Below are 17,645 nucleotides of genomic sequence, written 5' to 3'. Positions count from 1 at the left end.
GGCACCGCGACGTCCCGCTGATGACGGCGTTCCACCGCCGCTACAACACGGCCGTCCGGACCCTGGCACACCAGCTCACCGGCCGGAACATCGCCACCGTCCGGGTGCGCTACCTGGAACGCATCGAGGACCACCTCGGCGGCGAGGACTGGTACCTCGACCCCGCCCGCTGCGGCGGCGGCTGCGTCGCCGACAACGGCCCGAACGCCCTGGACCTGGTACGGCTCCTCCTCGGCGAGGTCACCGTCACCGGCTGCACGATCCACCGCGACGACCACGGCATCGACCGGCAGGCCGAAATCGAGCTGCACAGCCCCACCGGAGCGACGGCCTCGGTCGAACTGGACTGGTCCTACCCAGGCGAAGTGAAGGACATCGAGGTCGAGCTGGCCGACGGCGAGATCCTGCACGCCGACATGCTGGCCGGTCACCCCGGCTTCAAGGCGTCCCTGTGGCACGAGTACGAGGCGATCCTCACGGAGTTCGCCTCCTTGGCCGCCGGCCACGCGCGGGCCGCCGAAGGCGCACACGGCGGCCTCGCCGCACTGGAGCTGGTGGAAGCGGCCTATCGCGCCGCGCGCTCGGCGGGCGACGTGACGGCAGCCGAGGCGGGCCGGTGAACCCCGCGGAGGACGGGCCGAAGCGAGTGGTGCGCGCCGGCCTGGTGAAGGTGCTGACGCACCACCGCACGGACCGCGGCATGCGCCTGGAGGAGCACGCGGCGCGCTGCGTACGCCGGGGCGAGGTGCACGAACTGGTCACCACCGACCAGTGGGACCCGCACCCCGGCGCCCGCATCGACCGGGTCGGCTTCCTGGGCTTCGCGGAACTGGAGTGCGGCGGCGTCATCGACCGCGGCGACCTGGTCAGCATCGGCGACAGACAGGTCGGCACGGTGCTCGGCTTCGACGCCTGCCACCTGCCCAACCACTACAACATCCTCATCCACACCGCCCGTCCGCTCAGCGGCCGTGACCTCGGCCTGGCACCCGAGGACCGCGTCATCTTCGTCCAGGGCGGCCCCTAGTACTCCAGCCGTAGATCGTGATCTTCAGGCGGAGGGCCTACGCTGTGACTCGCGGCCACCGCACGAACTTCAGTCTTCGTACACCGATGACCAACGGTGGCCGGGCCGGTCTTCACCGCCCCTCGGTCACGACGTGCGAAGACGGGGCCGCATCCCTTCCGTGTCCCGCACGGGGCACGCAGCGTTCGCCCGCCGTCTCGCGCCAGGAGGACACATGCAACGCGGTGAAGTCTGGTGGGTCGACTTCGATGAGCGACGCCTGGTCGTGTTGCTCTCGGACGAGGAGTCATCCGGGTTCCAGGCGATGCAGGTCGTTGCGCCGGCGGGCGTCGACATCAGCGGCCTGGGCGTTGAAGTGGCCGTAGGAGCCCCGGAAGGACTGCCCTTCGAAGGCGTGCTGCGGTTCGCCTTCCCGCGTCCAGGCTTTACTCCGTGCACATGGCTGACCACCGTGGCCCGGGACGACCTGATCGAGCGGGCGGGCGTGTTGTCCTCCGTGAAGATCAGCGAGGTCGGAGAAGCCCTCCGTGCCGCTGGAGAGAAGAGGGAGTGGACGCCGATGACCGCTGCCAGGATGAGCGAGATCAAAGATGTCCGCCGTCTGGCCATCTCCACCGCACTCCAGCAACAAGATCACGATCCCCGACTGTGGTACTAGGACACCCGACCTCCGACAAGGACCGACGCAAGGGGCCTGTGGCCCAGGGCCGACGCCCTGAGCCACAGCCCCGGTTCGTGCCCCGGGGCGGATCCCCGGGGGCACAGGGGGCGATCCGGTGTTCAGCCGAGCAGCTCGACGTCCAGCCGGCCGAAGTGGTACTCGCGTACCGCCGCGAGCAGCTCCTCGAGCGACAGCTCGCCGTCGCCGTCGGCGTCCACCTTGCGGAACACCTCCTGGGCCTTCGAGCGGTTCACGCCGATCGCGCCGAGCCACGCCTCGAACTCACCGGCGTTGATCTGGCCGTCGTCGTTCTTGTCGCAGAGGCCGATGATGCCCTGCACCACCGGGCCGAGCGCGCGGTTGAAGTTGGCCTCGCCTGCCTGGAAGATGAGGTCCCCGGTGGCGCTCATGAACTGGTCCTTGGTGATCGGACCGTTCCCGTTCGAGAGCTGGGTGAAGAGGCCGCGGAAAGCGTCCTGCAGCGCCCGCGCCTCCGGGGAGTCGGTGGGCTTGCCGAAGTTCTGCGCGATCTTCTCGGCCTCCCGTGCGAAGTCCTGCAATTCCAGAACTCCGTTTCCATCCGAGTCCCACTTGTCGAAACGCTTCACCAGGCGCTCGTTCGCGACGGCAGTAGTCATGGTGGTGTCCTTTCCGTGGTTGTGCGGGATGTCAGCGACGCCGGACGGATCGTCGGCGCCGCCTCGCGGGAACCTTCTTCTCCAAAGGCCCGCAAGTCTGGAATTCCGAGGAATTCAGAGGAACGTGACCCGGGCCCCGGAGGCTCTTCCGCGGGTGTCCAGCAGGGCACAGTCCGCGCGGGTCAGCGTCGGCAGGTCGTAACACGTGTGGTCCTGCAGCAGGATTGCCAGATCGGCGCCTGCCAGGGCGTCCGGCAAGGACTCCACGCGCTCCAGGAACGCGCCGTCCGCGGCGAATTCCGGAACGTACGGGTCGTGATAGCGGACCGTGATGCCCCGGGCCCGCAGCGCGCTCGCCACCGGAATCGCCGGCGATTCCCTGGCGTCGGCCACATCGGGTTTGTACGCCACGCCGAGCAGGACGACCGACGCTTCTTCGGGCGCCTTTCCCAGGTCGCCGAGGAGCCCGACGGCCCGGCCGGCGACATGTTCCGGCATCCGCGACACCACGTCGTGGGCCGCGGACAGCATCCGGAAGTGGAAGCCCTCGGCCTCGGCCTTCGCCGCGAGATAGCGGGGATCGACCGGGATGCAGTGGCCGCCCACCCCGGCCCCGGGCCGGAACGGCGCGAACCCGAAGGGCTTCGTCGCGGCGCAGTGCAGTACGTCCCACACGTCGATGCCCGTGCGGTCGCAGAACAGCGCCACTTCGTCGACGAGCGCGATATTGACGTACCGGTAGGTGTTCTCCAGCAGTTTGGCCATCTCGGCCTCGCGCGTGCCGCGCGAGACCACCAGCGTCTCCACGAACCGGCCGTAGAAGGCGACGGCGTGCTTGGCGCACAGTGGAGTGCAGCCGCTCACCACCTTGGGGGTGTTGCCGATCCCGAACCGCCGGTTACCCGGGTCGATGCGCTCCGGCGAGTACGCGAGGTGGAAGTCAGCGCCGGCCCGCAGCCCACTGCCCTCCTCCAGGAGGGGCCGGACGACGTCCTCCGTGGTGCCCGGGTAACTCGTGGACTCCAGAACGACGAGCGTGCCGGGGCGCAGGCCGCGGGCCACGGCACGCGACGCGGCACGCACCGCGCCGAGGTCCGGCGTGCCGCCCGCGCCCAGTCCCGTGGGGACACAGATCACGACCGTGTCGGCCCGGCCGGTCACGGACGCGCCGTCCGTCGCGCGGAACCCCGCCGCCAGCATGTCGGCGACATCCGCGTCCGGCACCCCGCCGACGTGCGAACGCCCCTCATTGAGCCCGGTCACCACCGCGGCGGAGACGTCGTACCCGACGGTGGTCAGGCCCGCGGCGCACGCGGCCCGCGCGAGCGGCAGCCCCACATGCCCCAGACCGACCACCACGAGATCGGCAGTCATGGAAATCCCCCCTCGTTTCGCAGCGACTTGCAGCGGCTTGTTTCTCGGGTCAGGCGGAGAAACTCCCGGTGCCTGCCGCGAGATGCGACCCGTATCCCGGCTGCACGGTGAAGCTCGGCGTCATGCAGAAGGGGTCAGCGAATACCTGGACGGGCTTGTCGGTGCGATTGATGAGGACATGCGAACTGAGCGGCAGCTTGTAACAGCCCTCCGGATTCTCGTACGTGGTGACCGGCTCAAACTCGGTTCCGAACACGGAGACCTCGCCGGTGCTCGCGGCGGTGGCCGGAGCGGTCGCGGAAACGGACGCGACGAGCGCGACGGCGACCAGGGCGAAAACTGAACCTACGCGGCGCATATGACTTTCCTTTCGCGGGGAACCTGTGCCGCCTCGATGCTGCCCCAGCGCCGTCCCGCGTAATATTCACCCGTCAAGGTGCACCCGAACCAGCGACAATATGCCGATCCGGTGGAAAGAAAAGATCGTATGACCGGTCTAGTGGCCGACGACGGTCAGAAAGCCGAGTACGCAGCCCGCCAGGACGCAGGCGGACAGTGAGGCCGCCACCGCCGCGCACAGCAGCCGGTGGCACAGTCGTCGGTAGCGGCCGGCGTACTCGTCCTGGAGCTGCACGCAGCGGTGGCGGACGCGTTCCAGGTAGCGGCGGGTGAGGACGAGGCGGTCGGCCGTGTACTGGCGAATGACCTCTTCGCGCTGCGCGGTGGTGAGCCAGGGCATCCGGTCGGCGAAGGCCGCGGCCTCGGTGCGGGCCCGCTCGGCCTCCGTCCAGGACAGCAGATAGCCCTCCAGCCGGCCCGGGCCGGTGTCGGCCGCGCGCTCGTCCGGGCCGAACTGCGGGTTCATTTCTCCCCCGTGCCGCCGCGCAGCGAGGTGTCCGGGGCCTCGTCCACCATGTCCCTGCGCCCGGTGGTCTCCGCCTGGTCCAGCATGGCGACGCCGGGGTGGTGCAGGTCGAAGGCGGGGGACTCGGAGCGGACCCGGGGCAGCGTCCCGAAGTTGTGCCGCGGCGGCGGGCAGGACGTCGCCCACTCCAGGGACCGGCCGTACCCCCAGGGATCGTCGACCGTGATCTTCGGCGCGTACCTGGCGGTGTGCCACACGTTGTACAGGAACGGCAGCGTGGAGACGCCCAGCAGGAAAGCACCGATGGAGGAGACCGTGTTCAGCGCGGTGAAGCCGTCGGCCGAGAGGTAGTCGGCGTAGCGGCGGGGCATGCCTTCGGCGCCCAGCCAGTGCTGTACGAGGAACGTGGTGTGAAAGCCCACGAAGAGCGTCCAGAAGTGAATCTTCCCGAGCCGCTCGTCGAGCATGGTGCCGGTGAACTTGGGCCACCAGAAATGGAATCCGCCGAACATGGCGAAGACGACCGTGCCGAACACGACGTAATGGAAGTGCGCGACCACGAAATAGCTGTCGCTCACGTGGAAGTCCATCGGGGGAGAGGCGAGGATGACGCCGGTCAGGCCGCCGAACAGGAAGGTGAGGAGAAAGCCGAGGACCCAGAGCATGGGTGTCTCGAACGACAGGGAGCCGCGCCACATGGTGCCGATCCAGTTGAAGAACTTCACCCCGGTGGGCACCGCGATCAGGAAGGACATGAACGAGAAGAACGGCAGCAGCACGCCGCCCGTGACGAACATGTGGTGCGCCCACACGGTGACCGAAAGACCGGTGATCGAGATGGTCGCCGCGACCAGTCCGATGTAACCGAAGATGGGCTTGCGGGCGAACACCGGGATGATTTCGGTGACGATGCCGAAGAACGGCAGCGCGATGATGTACACCTCGGGATGTCCGAAGAACCAGAACAGATGCTGGTACAGCAGCGCGCCGCCGTTGGACGGATCGTAGATGTGGGCCCCGAACTTCCGGTCCGCCGCGAGCGCCAGCAGGGTGGCGGCCAGGACGGGGAAGGCCATCAGGACCAGCACGCTGGTCAGCAGCACGTTCCAGGTGAAGATCGGCATCCGGAACATCGTCATGCCGGGCATGCGCATGCAGATGATCGTGGTGATGAAATTGACGGCGCCGAGAATGGTGCCGAATCCGGAGAGCGCCAGGCCCATCACCCACATGTCCCCGCCGACCCCCGGGGTCCGGGTGGCGTCGGACAGTGGCGTATAGGCGAACCACCCGAAGTCGGCCGCGCCGCCCGGCGTCACGAACGACGCCACCGCGATCAGCGAGCCGAAGAGGAAAAGCCAGTAGGACAGCATGTTCAGCCGCGGGAACGCCACATCCGGCGAGCCGATCTGCAAGGGCATGATGGCATTGGTGAAACCGGCGAAGAGGGGTGTGGCGAACATCAGCATCATGATGGTGCCGTGCATGGTGAACGCCTGGTTGAACTGTTCATTGGAGAGGATCTGCAGGCCCGGGCGCGCCAGTTCGGTACGCATGGAAAGCGCCAGCAGACCCCCGAACAGAAAGAAGATGAAGGCCGTCACCATGTAGAGAGAGCCGATCTTCTTGTGGTCCGTGGTGGTCAGCCACATCACCACCACGGCGCCTCTCGTGCGACGGGGGGTTTCTCGGACCATCGGCTGATCCGGGCGCTCCGTCTGCGTCGTCACGACGCCACTCCCTTTCCGCTCCCATGGGTACACGGCTGGTATACGGCACCGGCCGAAAGCAGCCGCGCCATTGGGCCGTACGTGGGAGGGGGAATCCGGCCCGGCCGGGGAACGCCCCGGAAACCGGTCAGCTGTCGGGGATCAGCTGCTGCTCGACGACCTCCCGGGCCACCTCCCGCAGGCGCCGGCCGCGGCGGCGGGCATGGCCGCGCATCACCTCGAACGCCTCATCGACGCTGACGCCCATGAGGTGCGCGAGGAAGCCCTTGGCCTGTTCGATGGCGATCCGGCTCTGCAGCGCGGCGTGCAGCTGGTCGTTGACCCTGCGGTAGGTGACCAGGGCCTCCTTGTGGCACAGGCTGACGGCCACGACGTGGGCCAGCGCCTGCCCCAGCCGCACGTCCGGCTCGGGCACCGGCGCGGAGCCCGTACGCAGCAACAGCAGGCAGCCGTCGGCCTGTCGCCGGTGGGCCAGCGGGACCGCGCTGGCGAAGCGGTACCCGGCGGCGAGGGCCTGCTCGGTGAAGGCGGGCCAGCGCGGCGCCGTGGACAGCAGGTCCACCGAGACGACCGGGGCTGTGGTGCGGTAACCCTCCCGCGCGGGCCCCTCCAGTGCCGCGATGGTCAGCAGATCGGCGAAGGCCGGGTCCGGCTCGCTCGCGGCGACCGGCTGCAGCCCCTGGCCCGGCGGCGCGAACAGCACCGCCGCGGCGGAGACGTCCAGCAGCTGTACGCACCGGGTGGTGAACCTCTGCAAGTAGCCGGTCGTGTCGAACGCCTTCCCGCAGGAGGCGTCGGCCAAGTCGACGAAGACGTCGGCCAGGAACTGCTCGCGACCCATGATCATCCTTACGGCCTTGAAGAGGGGGAGGACGGTCGTCCGGCAGGCGGGGGCGACGCACGCGCGGTCGACCCTGACGCCTCCTCGGGGAATGCGGCACACCGTGCGCATCCACCCGGTAACAGCGCTCTCACAGGGTCCCGCACCGGCCGAGCTCCACGACTATGACGCGGACACGTACCGCCCCGTCCGAGCCATCCGGCGCCCGGAGCCGGGCCTCCCGCCAGGGCACGCCCGTGCGGGCACGCCCCGCACCGGGCCAGCCGGAATGCCAACGGGACATGCCACACGGTCCGTTGCACCCGGCGAATCCGACTTATGGATGCGCATTAAAGATGGCTCGGACAGTCCCGACCCTCTTGAACCGCCCTGCGGAAGCTGCGCGGGCGCGGCAGGGCGGCTTCACGGGCGCAGCTGAGCGGATTCGCGGGCGCGGCAGAGCGGAACGTCCCCCGTTCACCCCCTCCCGCCGACCACGGACTTGCCGGCCAGCCGGCCGTTCGCATAGCAGAGCCGGTACGCGTCGGAGGCGAGCACGCCCGTGCTGTAGTACGCGCACCGCAGGCCGCGCGGCGCGGGCGGCGCGTCGTCCGGCGGCCCGTCCCTGGTGAAGGCCGGCAGCCGGTCCGCCACGGCCCGCTCGTCCTGACCCACCCGAAGCCGGTCGTACACGGCGCGGTCCAGCACCGAGAAGGACGAGCTGAGCAGGCTGACCGGGATCATGAGGAGCAGGATGCCGGCGAGCGCCGCCAGGGGTGCCACAACGGTCTGCGTCAGCCGCCGCCGCACTTGAAGCCGGGCCCGCTCCAACTCCCGCGCGGAGGTACTGCGCGACGCCCCGGCCCCGGAGCCGGAGCCGACGGCGCGCGCGGCCGCGCCCGCGCCGACCGGCGGTTCGGTGGTCCCCCCGCCCTCGCCCGCCGCCGTCGGCAGTTCCGCCGTGACCTCGAAGCCGCCTTCCGGAGTCGGCCCCGTCCGGAGCGTGCCGCCCGCCAGCCGGACCCGCTCGTCCAGGCCCACCAGCCCGGCACCGCCCGACGCCACACCGGGCGGCGGCGCCCCCGCGGCGGCGGGCCCATTGACCACCGCGACCGACAACATCCCGTCCGCACGGTCGATCCGGACCCGCACGGCGCCGCCCGGCGCATGCTTCGCCGCGTTCGTCAGGGACTCCTGGACCACACGGTGCACGGCGGGACCCACCATCGGCGGCAGGCCGTCCGCTCCGCCCGTGCGCGTCAGTTGGATGTCGACGCCGGACTGCCGCGCCCGTTCGACCAGCGCCTCGACGGTCTCCTCCGGCGGGACCACCGGCGCCTGTTCGTCGTCCGTGCGCAGCACGCCGATGATCTCCCGCAGCCGTTCGGTGGCGGCACCCGCCGCCGCCCGGAGCTCGCCGACGGCCGCCTGGTGGCGGGCGTCCAGCGACGGGTCGACCTCCAGGGCGCCGGCGCGGACCGCGAGCAGCGTCAGCTCGTGCCCGAGCGAGTCGTGCATGTCGCTTGCTATCCGGGCCCGTTCGCGTATCCGGGCGCGGTCGGCGACGGCCTGCTGCTCGCGCTCCATCCGGTCGGCCAACCGCCAGCCGCTGCCGACCAGCTCGGCGTACTGGCGCCGGAGGCGGCCCAGCAGCCAGGGCAGCGCCGCGCACGGCAGCAGCACCAGGAGCATCTGGGGCCAGCCCCACAGGTCATGGCCGATGATCGTGCAGAGCGGCAGCCCCGCAACGGCGACCGTCGCGAAGAACCACAGGACCGGGCGTATCTCCGCCATCCGGCGCCCGGCCAGGTAGGCGAAGGCCGCGAGCGCCGGCCAGTACAGCGGACTCAGCAGCTCCACGCTCTGCGCGAGACCCAGCGCCACCGGAATGCCGAGCGCTGCCAGCGGCCGGCGACGGCAGAGCAGTACGGCCACGGCGAGCAGCGGCACGGCGGCGAACGCGACCAACAGCGGCTGCCCGGGCGGGAACTCGAAGAGGGCCACGGCCGGCGGTGCGGTCACCGCGGACCACAGCAGAAGGTCGTGGGGGCGTGGGAGCCAACCGGTCATGCTGCGCATGCCGTCCAGGATCCCCGATGCCCCACCCCCGGCGCCCCTGACGAAAGTGGGGAAAAACCCGGGACATCAGTCACAGGCCCTCAGCCCGATTGGGCGACGATCCCGGCCTCGTCAGCCCAGCCCAGCCCAGCCCTCGGGGAGGATTCCGGCCTCGTAGGTCTCAGCCTTCCTCGACGATCCCGGCCTCGTACGCCAGGATCGCCGCCTGCACCCGGTTCCTGACGTCCAGGTGGGCGAGGATCTGGCTGACGTACGCCTTCACGGTCCCCTCGACGACGTGCAGCCGGCGGGCGATCTCGGCGTTGGACAGACCGGCCCCGACCAGCGCGAGCACCTCCCGTTCGCGGCCGGTCAGGCCCGCGATGCGGGCCCGCGCGCCGGCCTGCTTGCCGAGCTGCCCGGAGTCGAGCCGGGCGATCACCCGGCGGGCGACGGCGGGGGAGAGGTAGGCGCCGCCCTCGGCGACCGCCTGCACGCCGGCGATGAGCTCGCGCGGATCGCCGGACTTCAGCAGGAATCCGGCCGCACCGGAGCCGAGCGCGCTCACGATGTACTCGTCCTCGGAGAACGTCGTCAGCATCACCACCGCGCTCCCGGGCGCGACCCGGCGCAGTTCGGCGGCGGCCCGCAGGCCGTCCAGCCGGGGCATCCGGATGTCGAGCAGGCACAGGTCCGGGCGGTGCTTGAGGGCGAGGGCCACGGCCTCGTGTCCGTCGGACGCCTCGGCGACGACCTCGATGTCCTCGGCCGTCCCGAGGATGGCCCGGATCCCGGCCCGGATCATCGCCTCGTCGTCGGCCAGCAGCACTCGGATCATCGTCTCCCCCATTTCCGTACATGTGTGGCGAGTACACGCTACCGCCCGCGGAACCCGCCCGGACGCTGACGAAAGTGCCGTACGTCCACTGACGAAGGGTGCCCGACCGGGCCCTTCCCCGCGCCCTAATGTCCTGACCGGCCACGCGGCGGTCGTGCGCGCGTCACCCGCCGCACACCCCGCACGCCAACACTTCGAACCGCCCCTGAGCAATCCCTCCCGTACACACCCCCCGTACACACCCCCCGAACACATCCCTCCGAACACATCCCCCGAACCCCCCAGACAAAGGAAGACGCCATGCTCCGCACCGCCGTCCCCCGCCGCCTCCTGATGTGCGCGCCCCGCCACTTCGACGTCACGTACTCGATCAACCCCTGGATGGAGCCCGAGAAGCCCGTCGACGGCGGGCTCGCCCTCGCCCAGTGGGAGCAACTGCGCGCCCTGTACCGGGAGCTGGGCCACACCGTGGAGGTCATCGAGCCGGCCGGCGGGCTGCCCGACATGGTCTTCGCGGCCAACGGCGCCACCGTCGTGGACGGCAAGGTGCTGGGCGCCCGCTTCCGCCACGAGGAGCGCACCGCCGAGGGCCCCCTGTACCTCTCCTGGCTGCGCGCGAACGGCTTCCCCGAGGCGTACTGGCCCGCGCACGTCAACGAGGGGGAGGGCGACTATCTGCTGGCCGGCCGCCGCCTCCTGGCCGGTACCGGCTTCCGTACCGACCCCCGCTCGCACGCCGAGGCGCAGGAGTTCTTCGGCATACCGGTCACCGGCCTGACCCTGGTCGACCCGCGCTTCTACCACCTGGACACCGCGCTCGCCGTGCTCTCGGACGACGAGATCATGTACTACCCGGAGGCGTTCACGCCGGGCAGCCGGGCCGTGCTGCGCGAGCTGTTCCCCGACGCGCTCCTCGCGACGGCCGAGGACGCCGCGGTGTTCGGCCTCAACGCGTTCTCCGACGGCCGCCACGTGCTGCTGCCGGAGTCCGCGACCGGGCTGATCGCGGGGCTGCGGGAGCGCGGGTTCGAGCCGATCGGCGTGGACCTCACCGAACTCCTCAAGGCCGGCGGCAGCGTCAAGTGCTGCACTCTGGAGCTGCGCGAGGGTTGAGAGAGCCGCGCCACGCCCTCTGGGGAAAGCGGGCCGCGGCTTCTATCTTGAGCCGCATGGACCGCATGGACCGCATGGACCGCATCGACCGCACCTCGCGCGAAGCATCCGAGGAAACGAATCCGCTGCGCCGTCTCACTCTCGACGAGCTGCGGCAGCGGACCAGCATGAAGTGGCGCACGTACCCGGACGACGTGCTGCCCCTGTGGGTGGCGGAGATGGACGTACCGCTGGCCGAACCGGTCGTACGGGCGGTCACGGACGCGCTCGCGCGCGGCGACACCGGCTACCCGGCGGGAACGGCGTACGCCGAGGCGCTGGCGGAGTTCGCGCGCGAGCGGTGGGGGTGGGACGGGCTCGCCGTGGAGCGCACGGCGATCGTGCCCGATGTGATGCTCGGCGTCGTCGAGATGCTGAAGCTGACCACGGGGCCGGGCGACGCGGTGGTCGTCAACTGCCCCGTATACCCGCCGTTCTACCAGTTCCTCGGCAACGCGGACCGGAAGATCGTGGAGGCGCCGCTCGGCCCCGGCCACCGGATCGATCCCGGCACGCTGGAGAGCGCCTTCCGCACGGCCGTCGCGGGCGGGCGGCGCGCCGCGTATCTCTTGTGCAGCCCGCACAATCCGACCGGTACGGTGCACACCGCCGAGGAACTCGCCGCGGTCGCCGCGCTGGCCGCCCGGTACGGCGTCCGGGTCGTGGCGGACGAGATCCACGCCCCGGTGGTGGCCGCGGGAGCCGCCTTCGTGCCGTACCTGAGCGTGCCGGGCGCGGAGAGCGGGCTGTCCCTGATGTCCGCGTCCAAGGGGTGGAATCTCGCCGGGCTCAAGGCCGCCCTCGCGGTCGCGGGCCCGGCGGCCGCCGACGACCTCGCGCGCCTCCCCGAAGAGGTGAGCCACGGCCCCAGCCACGTGGGTGTACTGGCCCACACCGCGGCCCTGCGGGAGGGCCGCGGCTGGCTGGACGCGCTGCTCGCCGGGCTGGACGAGAACCGCAGGCTGCTGGGTGACCTGCTGGCCGAGCGGCTGCCGGCGGTACGGTACGCGCCCGCCCAGGGCACCTACCTCGCCTGGCTGGACTGCCGCGGCCTCGGCCTGGGCGACGACCCGGCCGCGGCCTTCCTGGAGCGCGGCCGGGTCGCCCTCAGTCCCGGTACGGACTTCGGCACCGGCGGCGCGGGCCACGCCCGGCTGAACCTCGCCACGTCGCCGGAGGTGCTCACCGAAGCGGTACGCAGAATGGCGGCGGCCGTGGGCCGATGACCGCGCACGCCGGTGGTCAGGCCGCCCGGTGGCCGGCGCCGAAGGGACTGTCGATCACATAGCGCCAGTATCCGTCGGCGCCGCGCCGGGCCACGTCCGTGGCCGTACCCGACACCGTGCCCCTGATCTCCCAGTCCACGATCAGCAGCGCGATGTCGTCCGCGACGTGAACCTGCCGCGGGCGTACGGAGATCGGCAGTCCGGGGCCGAGGAACGGGGCGTTCTGCCGGGCGATGGCGGCCGCCCCGTGCACAGCCTCCCCGGACTCGGGCACAAAGGCGGCCTCCGCCTCGTACAGTCCCCGGACCGCCCGCGGATCACCGCTGTTGAACCGCTCGGCGAAGGCGGCGGGCACGTCCTGCGCCCGGGTCGGGAGCGGCGCGCGTACCCGGCGGGGGAATGTGTCATCGTTACGTCACCTGTTCGATGTGCTGTGGGACTGGGGCGCCGCCGCACCCGACCGGCCCGCGGAGCGTACGGCTAGTCGCTCTCCGGCGGGCACTCGTCCGGGTCCCGGTGGCTGCCCGTGGGCATGGCCGGGTGGCGGCCGAGCAGGAAGACGCCGGTCACCACCGCGGCCAGGCCGAGGAGTTCGCCGGTCAGCGCGCCGGGGGTGACGCGGATGCGGTCGCCGAGGAAGCCGATGCCGCAGGCGATGCCGGCCAGCGGTTCGGCCGCGGTGAGGGCGGGGAGCGACATCCGCAGCGGGCCCGCTTCGAAGGCGCTCTGCACGAGCATCAGACCCGTCACGGCCAGCACCACGACCACGTAGGGCTCCCAGCTCAGCAGCATCCTCCCGAGGCCGTGGTCCTCCGCGATCGAGCTGGACACCCGGGTCAGCGCGTCCTGGAGGCCGTACAGCACACCCGCGGCGGCGGCCAGCAGCGGCGGCTCCTCCACCAGGCGCACATGACGCGCGGTCAGCACCAGGAGCAGCGCGACCGCGAGGACGCCGCCGAAGACGAGCCAGTGCCGCAGCGTGCCGGTGTGCGCCGGCCCGCTGTGCGGGCTCCCGGCGATGATGAAGGCCGCCACGCCGCCGCTGAGCAGGAGCACCCCGGCCCAGCCCGACCAGCCCAGCCGTTCCCCGCTCAGCCACCGGGCCAGCACCATGGCGAACAGCAGGTTCGTGGCCAGCAGCGGCTCGACCCGGGACAGGTCGCCCTGGCTCAGCGCGAGCACGCTGAAGATCTGCCCGACGACCATGCAGCCGATCCCCGCGAGCCACAGCGGTACCTTCATCAGGTCCAGCAGCAGCCGGAAGCTGAGCATGTCCTTCAGCGGCGCTTCCCGTGCCGCGTGCTGCTGCAGGACGAAGCCCAGCCCCAACAGGCAGGCGGCGACGACACCGTAGAGGTAGATCATGGTCACCGCCCCGGGGGACGGCCGGCGCGCTGCTGCTCGGCCGAGGGCACCCGCGCCGCCTCACGCAGCGCGACTTCGCCCTTGAGCAGCGGGGAGCGGGCCAGTACCAGCGCGGAGGCGGCGATCAGCGCGCCGCCCGCCACGGCCGGTACGACGTACCAGCCGCCGCGCACGTGCTCGGCGAAGGCGAGGGAGCCCCACAGGATGGCCACCAGCGGGTCGGAGAGGGTCAGTCCGGGCTGGGCCGCGAGCAGATTGCCGGCGTGCAGCGCCGACTGGAGGAGGAACATCGCGAGGATGCCGGCCGCGACCATCGCGTACAGCTGCCAGGCCGCGAACACCGCGGAGAGGCCCTCCTCCTCACGGCTCATCGCGCCCTTCATGAAGGCGGCCGTCAGGCCGAACTGGCAGCCGGCCGCCACGCCGAAGGCGGCCGCCCGGCGGCTGGCGCCGCCCGGGAGCTCCGGGGGCTGGCGGCGGCCCCACTCCACGGTGCCGCCGACGACGAGGAGGTTCACGCCGACGCCCACCGTCCAGGCTTCCCAGCCCGCCTCCTCGCCGTTCCCGGGGGCGGGCGAGAGGAAGTACAGCAGGGCGGCGAGGCCGCCGGTCATGCCCACGGCGGACAGCCACTCGCGGCGGTGCAGCCGGGTGCGGAAGACCCACGAGGCCAGCAGCAGCGTCGCCGGCAGTTCGACGACGAGGATGGGCTGGACGACCGACAGGCTGCCGGTCGCCAGCGCGGCCGCCTGCAGGACGAAGCCCAGGATCACGCAGAGGAAGCCGGCGAACCACACGGGGCGGCGCAGCAGATGCAGGATCAGCCGGGGGCGCAGGCTGTCCTCGCCCGGCAGGTCGCGGCTGGCGCGCCGCTGCAGCACCGAGGCGGCCGCGTTGGCGCAGGCGGCGAGCACGGCCAGGAAGTAGCTCAGCACGACGTCCTTCTTCGGTCATCCTCCCCGGGAGGACGGATCGGGCGGCCCCGCACTCAGGCGAAGCGGGTGGCCAGCCGCCGGAACAGGGCCGGGGCGAGGCCCTTGAAGCGGGCGGGCAGCTGCAGCCAGCCGGGGACGAACACCTCGCTCCGCTCGTGCGCCACCGCGTCCCACACGGCGTCGGCGACCCGCGCCGGGGCGATGGGCCGCGGCCGGGTGCGCTGGTAGGGCGCTCCTCTGCGGGTGAAGAACGGGGTGTTGACCGCGCCGGGCACCACCACCGACACCCGCACCCGGCTGCCCGCCAGTTCGTACCGCAGGCTCTCGGCGAAGGCCGCGACGGCCGCCTTGGCCGCCGAGTACACGGCCTCCTCGCGCACTCCCACGGCGCCCGCGATCGACCCCACGAAGAGCAGGTGTCCGCGGTCACGGCGCACTATGTCGGGGAGCACCCGGCGGGTCAGGTGCATCACGGCGGCCAGGTCAACGGCCAGTACCTCGTCGATGGCGGCCGGCGGCATGGCCGTGAAGGGGCCCGCCCAGCCGATGCCGGCTCCGGCGATCAGGACGTCCACGCCGCCCGCCACGTCGAGGGCGCGCTCGACGAGCTGCCCGCAGCCCGCCGGGGCGCCGAGGTCGCAGGGGAGGGCCGTGGCGCCGCAGCGGTCGGCGATCCGGTCCAGGCGCTCCTGGTCACGGCCGTTCAGCAGCAGCTGCCAGCCGCCCTCGGCGGCGAACCGAGTGGCGACGGCCGCGCCGATGCCCGACGAGGCGCCGGTGATCAGCGCCACCGGTGCGCCGGTCCGGTGATCCCGCTGCGGGGGGCCGTGGCGCCCGGGCCGGTCCTCCGGGAGTACAGGACTGTGCGGCAGTGGTCCCGCGGCTTCCACAGGAGACCTCCTCCGGGCTGGGGCTCACCCTCTATGTCCTGATACCAGATCCGGAACAGCATGACACGACTTTCGTGATGATCCGGGCAATTGCCACCCCGGGCGTCACCACCCCGTGTCGTCCGTACCGTGGTCACGCAGCGGGCCCACCGTGAGGCCCTGGTTTCGGCAGCGCTGCACCAGTACGGGCAGTGCCTGTAGCGTGGCGCGCCAGGAACCGGGCGCCGACGTGCGGTCACTGTCGTGCAGCAGGACGGTCGCGCCGCCCTCCAGCCGCCGCTCCACCGTGCGCACGACCGCGGCCGCCTCGGCCCCCGCCACCCAGTCCCGCCCCCACGCGGTCCACAGCACGGTACGCAGCCCGAGGCGGTGCGCAGCGGCCCACCGGTCGCCGGTGAGGATGCCGTAGGGCGGCCGGTACCACCGGGGGTGCACCCCGCAGATGTCGGCGGCCGCCCGGAGCGCCCGGCGCAGCTCACGCAGTTCGCGTACCGGCGCGGGCCACCAGGGCCTGCGGTGGTCCCAGCCGTGTACTCCCACCTCGTGCCCGCGGGCCACGATGTCCCGCCCCACCTCGGGCGCCTCGGCCAGCGCCGCGCCCAGCAGGAAGAAGGTCGCTCGGACGCCCAGGCCGTCCAGCGCGTCGAGGAAGCGCGGCGTGCTCGCGCGGTCCGGGCCGTCGTCGAACGTCAGGGCGATGTGCCCCGGGTGGCCCTGGCCGTCGAGCCCGGGGAAGAGGGCGCGCCGTACGGGCGGCAGCCAGGTCCCGGCCGGTCCGATGTGCAGCGCGGCCGCCGCGGTCGCGGCCGTACCCGCCGCCTGCCACGCGGCGGGCCCGGGCGGAGGACGGTCGATGCGCATGCCGTCCAGTATGGTCGCGTACGCCACGAAATGCTTGGGAAAGGCACCCGGACCGGGGGCGGTGGACACATGGGCGGACGATTCGTCATCCTCAGCGCCGGGATGGGGGCCGGGCACCACGCGGTGGCCGGGGAACTCGCGCACCGGCTGTCCGGCCGCGGCCACCAGGCCGTGACCCTCGACGTCCTCGACCTGCTGCCGGCCGGCACCGGAGCGGCCCTGCGCGGCTTCTACGCCACCACCGTCCGGCACGCGCCCGCGCTCTACGACGCGATCTACCGCGCCTACTTCGCCCCCCGGCCGCCGTCCGGGCCGGGCCGCCCGCAGCCGGGCCCCGCCGACACCTCGCCGGTCGTCGCACCCGCCGCCAAGGAGCTGCGGCGCCGCCTGGCCGGCGCGCCGCCCGACGCGGTGATCGCCACCTTCCACCTCGCCGCGCAGGTCAGCGGCCGGCTGCGGGAAGCCGGCGCGCTGCGCTGCCCGAGCATCGTCGTGCTCACCGACTTCGCCGTGCACCGCCAGTGGCTGCACCCCGGCAACGACCTGCATCTCTGCCCGACCCCGGAGACCGCGGAGGAGATCGGGCGGCTCGGCGGGCGGGGCGCGCAGGCGGTCGGGCCGGTGGTGCCCGCCGCGTTCCGCACCGCGCCGCCCCCGTCCCGTACCGCCGTCTTCACCAGTCGCTTCGCCGCCCGGGCCCCCGGCCGCACCCCGGTCCTGCTCTCGGCCGGAGCCTGGGGCGTGGCCTCGCACCTGGCGCGCACGGCGGCGCTGCTCCGCGACGGCGGGTACCTGCCGGTGGTGATGTGCGGCCGCAGCCGGTCGCTGCGGCGGCGGATCGGCCGGGTGCCCGGGACCGTGGCGCTCGGCTGGGTGGCCGACGTACCGGCCCTGATGGCCGCGGCGGGCGCGCTGGTGGAGAACGCGGCGGGGCAGACGGCGGCCCAGGCGCTGGCGGCCGGGCTGCCCGTGGTGAGCTACCGGCCGATCCCCGGGCACGGCGCGGCGGGGGCCCGCCGGATGGCCGCCGCCGGACTGTCGGGCCAGGCCCGCGGCCCGGCGGACCTGCTGCGCGTACTCGACGGGCTGACCCGCGACGGCCCGCTCCGGGAGAAGCGGATCGCCGCCGGGCGGGCCCTGTTCCGGGCCGATGCCGCCGAGGTCATCACCGCCGCGGTACGGATGACGGCCGGCTGAGTGTTCTC

General features: G+C 72.2%; 19 protein-coding genes. 6 read left to right on the top strand and 13 right to left on the bottom strand.

Annotated elements, in window-relative coordinates; translation table 11 throughout:
* The 3 genes from ACIGXO_RS32565 to ACIGXO_RS32555 all read left to right on the top strand — a co-directional run.
* Positions 1-620 (top strand): Gfo/Idh/MocA family protein (locus ACIGXO_RS32565; protein WP_399794090.1); only part of this gene is annotated, 620 nt, incomplete at its 5' end.
* Positions 617-1,027, top strand: coding sequence for a DUF6917 domain-containing protein (locus ACIGXO_RS32560; RefSeq protein ID WP_399794088.1), 411 nt, complete (start codon positions 617-619; stop codon positions 1,025-1,027). The genes ACIGXO_RS32565 and ACIGXO_RS32560, both read left to right, overlap by 4 nt.
* A 214-nt stretch (positions 1,028-1,241) precedes the next feature.
* The gene (locus tag ACIGXO_RS32555; protein ID WP_399794087.1) at positions 1,242-1,685 is read left to right on the top strand and encodes a type II toxin-antitoxin system PemK/MazF family toxin; all 444 of its coding nucleotides are present in this window, start codon (positions 1,242-1,244) and stop codon (positions 1,683-1,685) included.
* Positions 1,686-1,807: 122 nt separating this feature from the next.
* On the opposite strand, the gene ACIGXO_RS32550 is transcribed toward ACIGXO_RS32555, so the two are convergent.
* From ACIGXO_RS32550 to ACIGXO_RS32515, 8 genes are all read right to left on the bottom strand, one after another.
* Positions 1,808-2,326 (bottom strand): EF-hand domain-containing protein, encoded by a 519-nt coding sequence (locus ACIGXO_RS32550; protein WP_399794085.1) that lies wholly within the window; start codon positions 2,324-2,326, stop codon positions 1,808-1,810.
* A 114-nt stretch (positions 2,327-2,440) separates the two neighbouring features.
* On the bottom strand, positions 2,441-3,700 hold the full coding sequence (locus ACIGXO_RS32545; protein WP_399794083.1) for a nucleotide sugar dehydrogenase: 1,260 nt from the start codon (positions 3,698-3,700) through the stop codon (positions 2,441-2,443).
* A 49-nt stretch (positions 3,701-3,749) separates the two neighbouring features.
* Positions 3,750-4,058 carry a hypothetical protein gene (locus ACIGXO_RS32540; RefSeq protein WP_399794081.1) on the bottom strand — a complete coding sequence of 103 codons (309 nt, stop codon included), beginning with the start codon at positions 4,056-4,058 and terminating at the stop codon, positions 3,750-3,752.
* 138 nt (positions 4,059-4,196) lie between these two features.
* Positions 4,197-4,565, bottom strand: coding sequence for a hypothetical protein (locus ACIGXO_RS32535; protein WP_399794079.1), 369 nt, complete (start codon positions 4,563-4,565; stop codon positions 4,197-4,199).
* Positions 4,562-6,262 carry a cytochrome c oxidase subunit I gene (ctaD, locus tag ACIGXO_RS32530; RefSeq protein ID WP_399794110.1) on the bottom strand — a complete coding sequence of 567 codons (1,701 nt, stop codon included), beginning with the start codon at positions 6,260-6,262 and terminating at the stop codon, positions 4,562-4,564. Before ctaD ends, ACIGXO_RS32535 begins: the two co-directional genes overlap by 4 nt.
* 160 nt (positions 6,263-6,422) lie before the next feature.
* Positions 6,423-7,136, bottom strand: a complete 714-nt coding sequence (locus ACIGXO_RS32525; RefSeq protein WP_399794077.1) for an ANTAR domain-containing protein — start codon at positions 7,134-7,136, stop codon at positions 6,423-6,425.
* A 456-nt stretch (positions 7,137-7,592) separates the two neighbouring features.
* Entirely contained in the window at positions 7,593-9,194 is a 1,602-nt protein-coding gene (locus tag ACIGXO_RS32520; protein ID WP_399794075.1) for a sensor histidine kinase, read from the bottom strand.
* A 160-nt stretch (positions 9,195-9,354) separates the two neighbouring features.
* Complete coding sequence (locus ACIGXO_RS32515; protein ID WP_399794073.1) at positions 9,355-10,011, bottom strand: response regulator; 657 nt, start codon at positions 10,009-10,011, stop codon at positions 9,355-9,357.
* Positions 10,012-10,278: 267 nt separating this feature from the next.
* Here ACIGXO_RS32515 and ddaH point away from each other — a divergent pair, with 267 nt between their 5' ends.
* Positions 10,279-11,124 carry a dimethylargininase gene (gene ddaH / locus ACIGXO_RS32510; protein WP_399794108.1) on the top strand — a complete coding sequence of 282 codons (846 nt, stop codon included), beginning with the start codon at positions 10,279-10,281 and terminating at the stop codon, positions 11,122-11,124.
* A 65-nt stretch (positions 11,125-11,189) separates the two neighbouring features.
* A complete protein-coding gene (locus ACIGXO_RS32505) occupies positions 11,190-12,389 on the top strand; it encodes a MalY/PatB family protein (protein WP_399794106.1) in 1,200 nt (399 codons plus the stop codon).
* 16 nt (positions 12,390-12,405) lie between these two features.
* On the opposite strand, the gene ACIGXO_RS32500 is transcribed toward ACIGXO_RS32505, so the two are convergent.
* From ACIGXO_RS32500 to ACIGXO_RS32480, 5 genes are all read right to left on the bottom strand, one after another.
* Entirely contained in the window at positions 12,406-12,744 is a 339-nt protein-coding gene (locus ACIGXO_RS32500) for a YybH family protein (RefSeq protein ID WP_399794071.1), read from the bottom strand.
* 125 nt (positions 12,745-12,869) lie between these two features.
* Entirely contained in the window at positions 12,870-13,754 is an 885-nt protein-coding gene (locus tag ACIGXO_RS32495) for a DMT family transporter (RefSeq protein ID WP_399794069.1), read from the bottom strand.
* A 2-nt stretch (positions 13,755-13,756) separates the two neighbouring features.
* The gene (locus ACIGXO_RS32490; protein WP_399794067.1) at positions 13,757-14,689 is read right to left on the bottom strand and encodes a DMT family transporter; all 933 of its coding nucleotides are present in this window, start codon (positions 14,687-14,689) and stop codon (positions 13,757-13,759) included.
* A gap of 53 nt (positions 14,690-14,742) precedes the next feature.
* Entirely contained in the window at positions 14,743-15,480 is a 738-nt protein-coding gene (locus ACIGXO_RS32485; protein ID WP_399794065.1) for an SDR family NAD(P)-dependent oxidoreductase, read from the bottom strand.
* 204 nt (positions 15,481-15,684) lie between these two features.
* Positions 15,685-16,440 (bottom strand): polysaccharide deacetylase family protein, encoded by a 756-nt coding sequence (locus ACIGXO_RS32480; protein ID WP_399794063.1) that lies wholly within the window; start codon positions 16,438-16,440, stop codon positions 15,685-15,687.
* 69 nt (positions 16,441-16,509) lie between these two features.
* Between ACIGXO_RS32480 and ACIGXO_RS32475 the strand changes: the two genes are divergently transcribed.
* Complete coding sequence (locus tag ACIGXO_RS32475; protein WP_399794061.1) at positions 16,510-17,637, top strand: galactosyldiacylglycerol synthase; 1,128 nt, start codon at positions 16,510-16,512, stop codon at positions 17,635-17,637.
* Positions 17,638-17,645: the final 8 nt, after the last annotated feature.

Origin of the sequence: Streptomyces sp. NPDC053542, from assembly GCF_044544685.1 — a bacterium.
GTDB lineage: Bacteria > Actinomycetota > Actinomycetes > Streptomycetales > Streptomycetaceae > Streptomyces.
Note: the sequence above shows the minus strand (reverse complement) of the source record. Positions and strands in the feature narration are given on the sequence as shown.

Excerpts from the sequence above, each read along its gene's own strand:
- ACIGXO_RS32515 (WP_399794073.1), bottom strand. The coding sequence starts at position 10,011 with ATGATCCGAGTGCTGCTGGCCGACGACGAGGCGATGATCCGGGCCGGG.
- ACIGXO_RS32520 (WP_399794075.1), bottom strand. The coding sequence starts at position 9,194 with ATGCGCAGCATGACCGGTTGGCTCCCACGCCCCCACGACCTTCTGCTG.
- ACIGXO_RS32550 (WP_399794085.1), bottom strand. The coding sequence starts at position 2,326 with ATGACTACTGCCGTCGCGAACGAGCGCCTGGTGAAGCGTTTCGACAAG.
- ACIGXO_RS32505 (WP_399794106.1), top strand. The coding sequence starts at position 11,190 with ATGGACCGCATGGACCGCATCGACCGCACCTCGCGCGAAGCATCCGAG.
- ACIGXO_RS32525 (WP_399794077.1), bottom strand. The coding sequence starts at position 7,136 with ATGGGTCGCGAGCAGTTCCTGGCCGACGTCTTCGTCGACTTGGCCGAC.
- ACIGXO_RS32545 (WP_399794083.1), bottom strand. The coding sequence starts at position 3,700 with ATGACTGCCGATCTCGTGGTGGTCGGTCTGGGGCATGTGGGGCTGCCG.
- ACIGXO_RS32540 (WP_399794081.1), bottom strand. The coding sequence starts at position 4,058 with ATGCGCCGCGTAGGTTCAGTTTTCGCCCTGGTCGCCGTCGCGCTCGTC.
- ACIGXO_RS32555 (WP_399794087.1), top strand. The coding sequence starts at position 1,242 with ATGCAACGCGGTGAAGTCTGGTGGGTCGACTTCGATGAGCGACGCCTG.
- ACIGXO_RS32475 (WP_399794061.1), top strand. The coding sequence starts at position 16,510 with ATGGGCGGACGATTCGTCATCCTCAGCGCCGGGATGGGGGCCGGGCAC.
- ACIGXO_RS32495 (WP_399794069.1), bottom strand. The coding sequence starts at position 13,754 with ATGATCTACCTCTACGGTGTCGTCGCCGCCTGCCTGTTGGGGCTGGGC.
- ACIGXO_RS32480 (WP_399794063.1), bottom strand. The coding sequence starts at position 16,440 with ATGCGCATCGACCGTCCTCCGCCCGGGCCCGCCGCGTGGCAGGCGGCG.
- ctaD (WP_399794110.1), bottom strand. The coding sequence starts at position 6,262 with ATGGTCCGAGAAACCCCCCGTCGCACGAGAGGCGCCGTGGTGGTGATG.
- ACIGXO_RS32535 (WP_399794079.1), bottom strand. The coding sequence starts at position 4,565 with ATGAACCCGCAGTTCGGCCCGGACGAGCGCGCGGCCGACACCGGCCCG.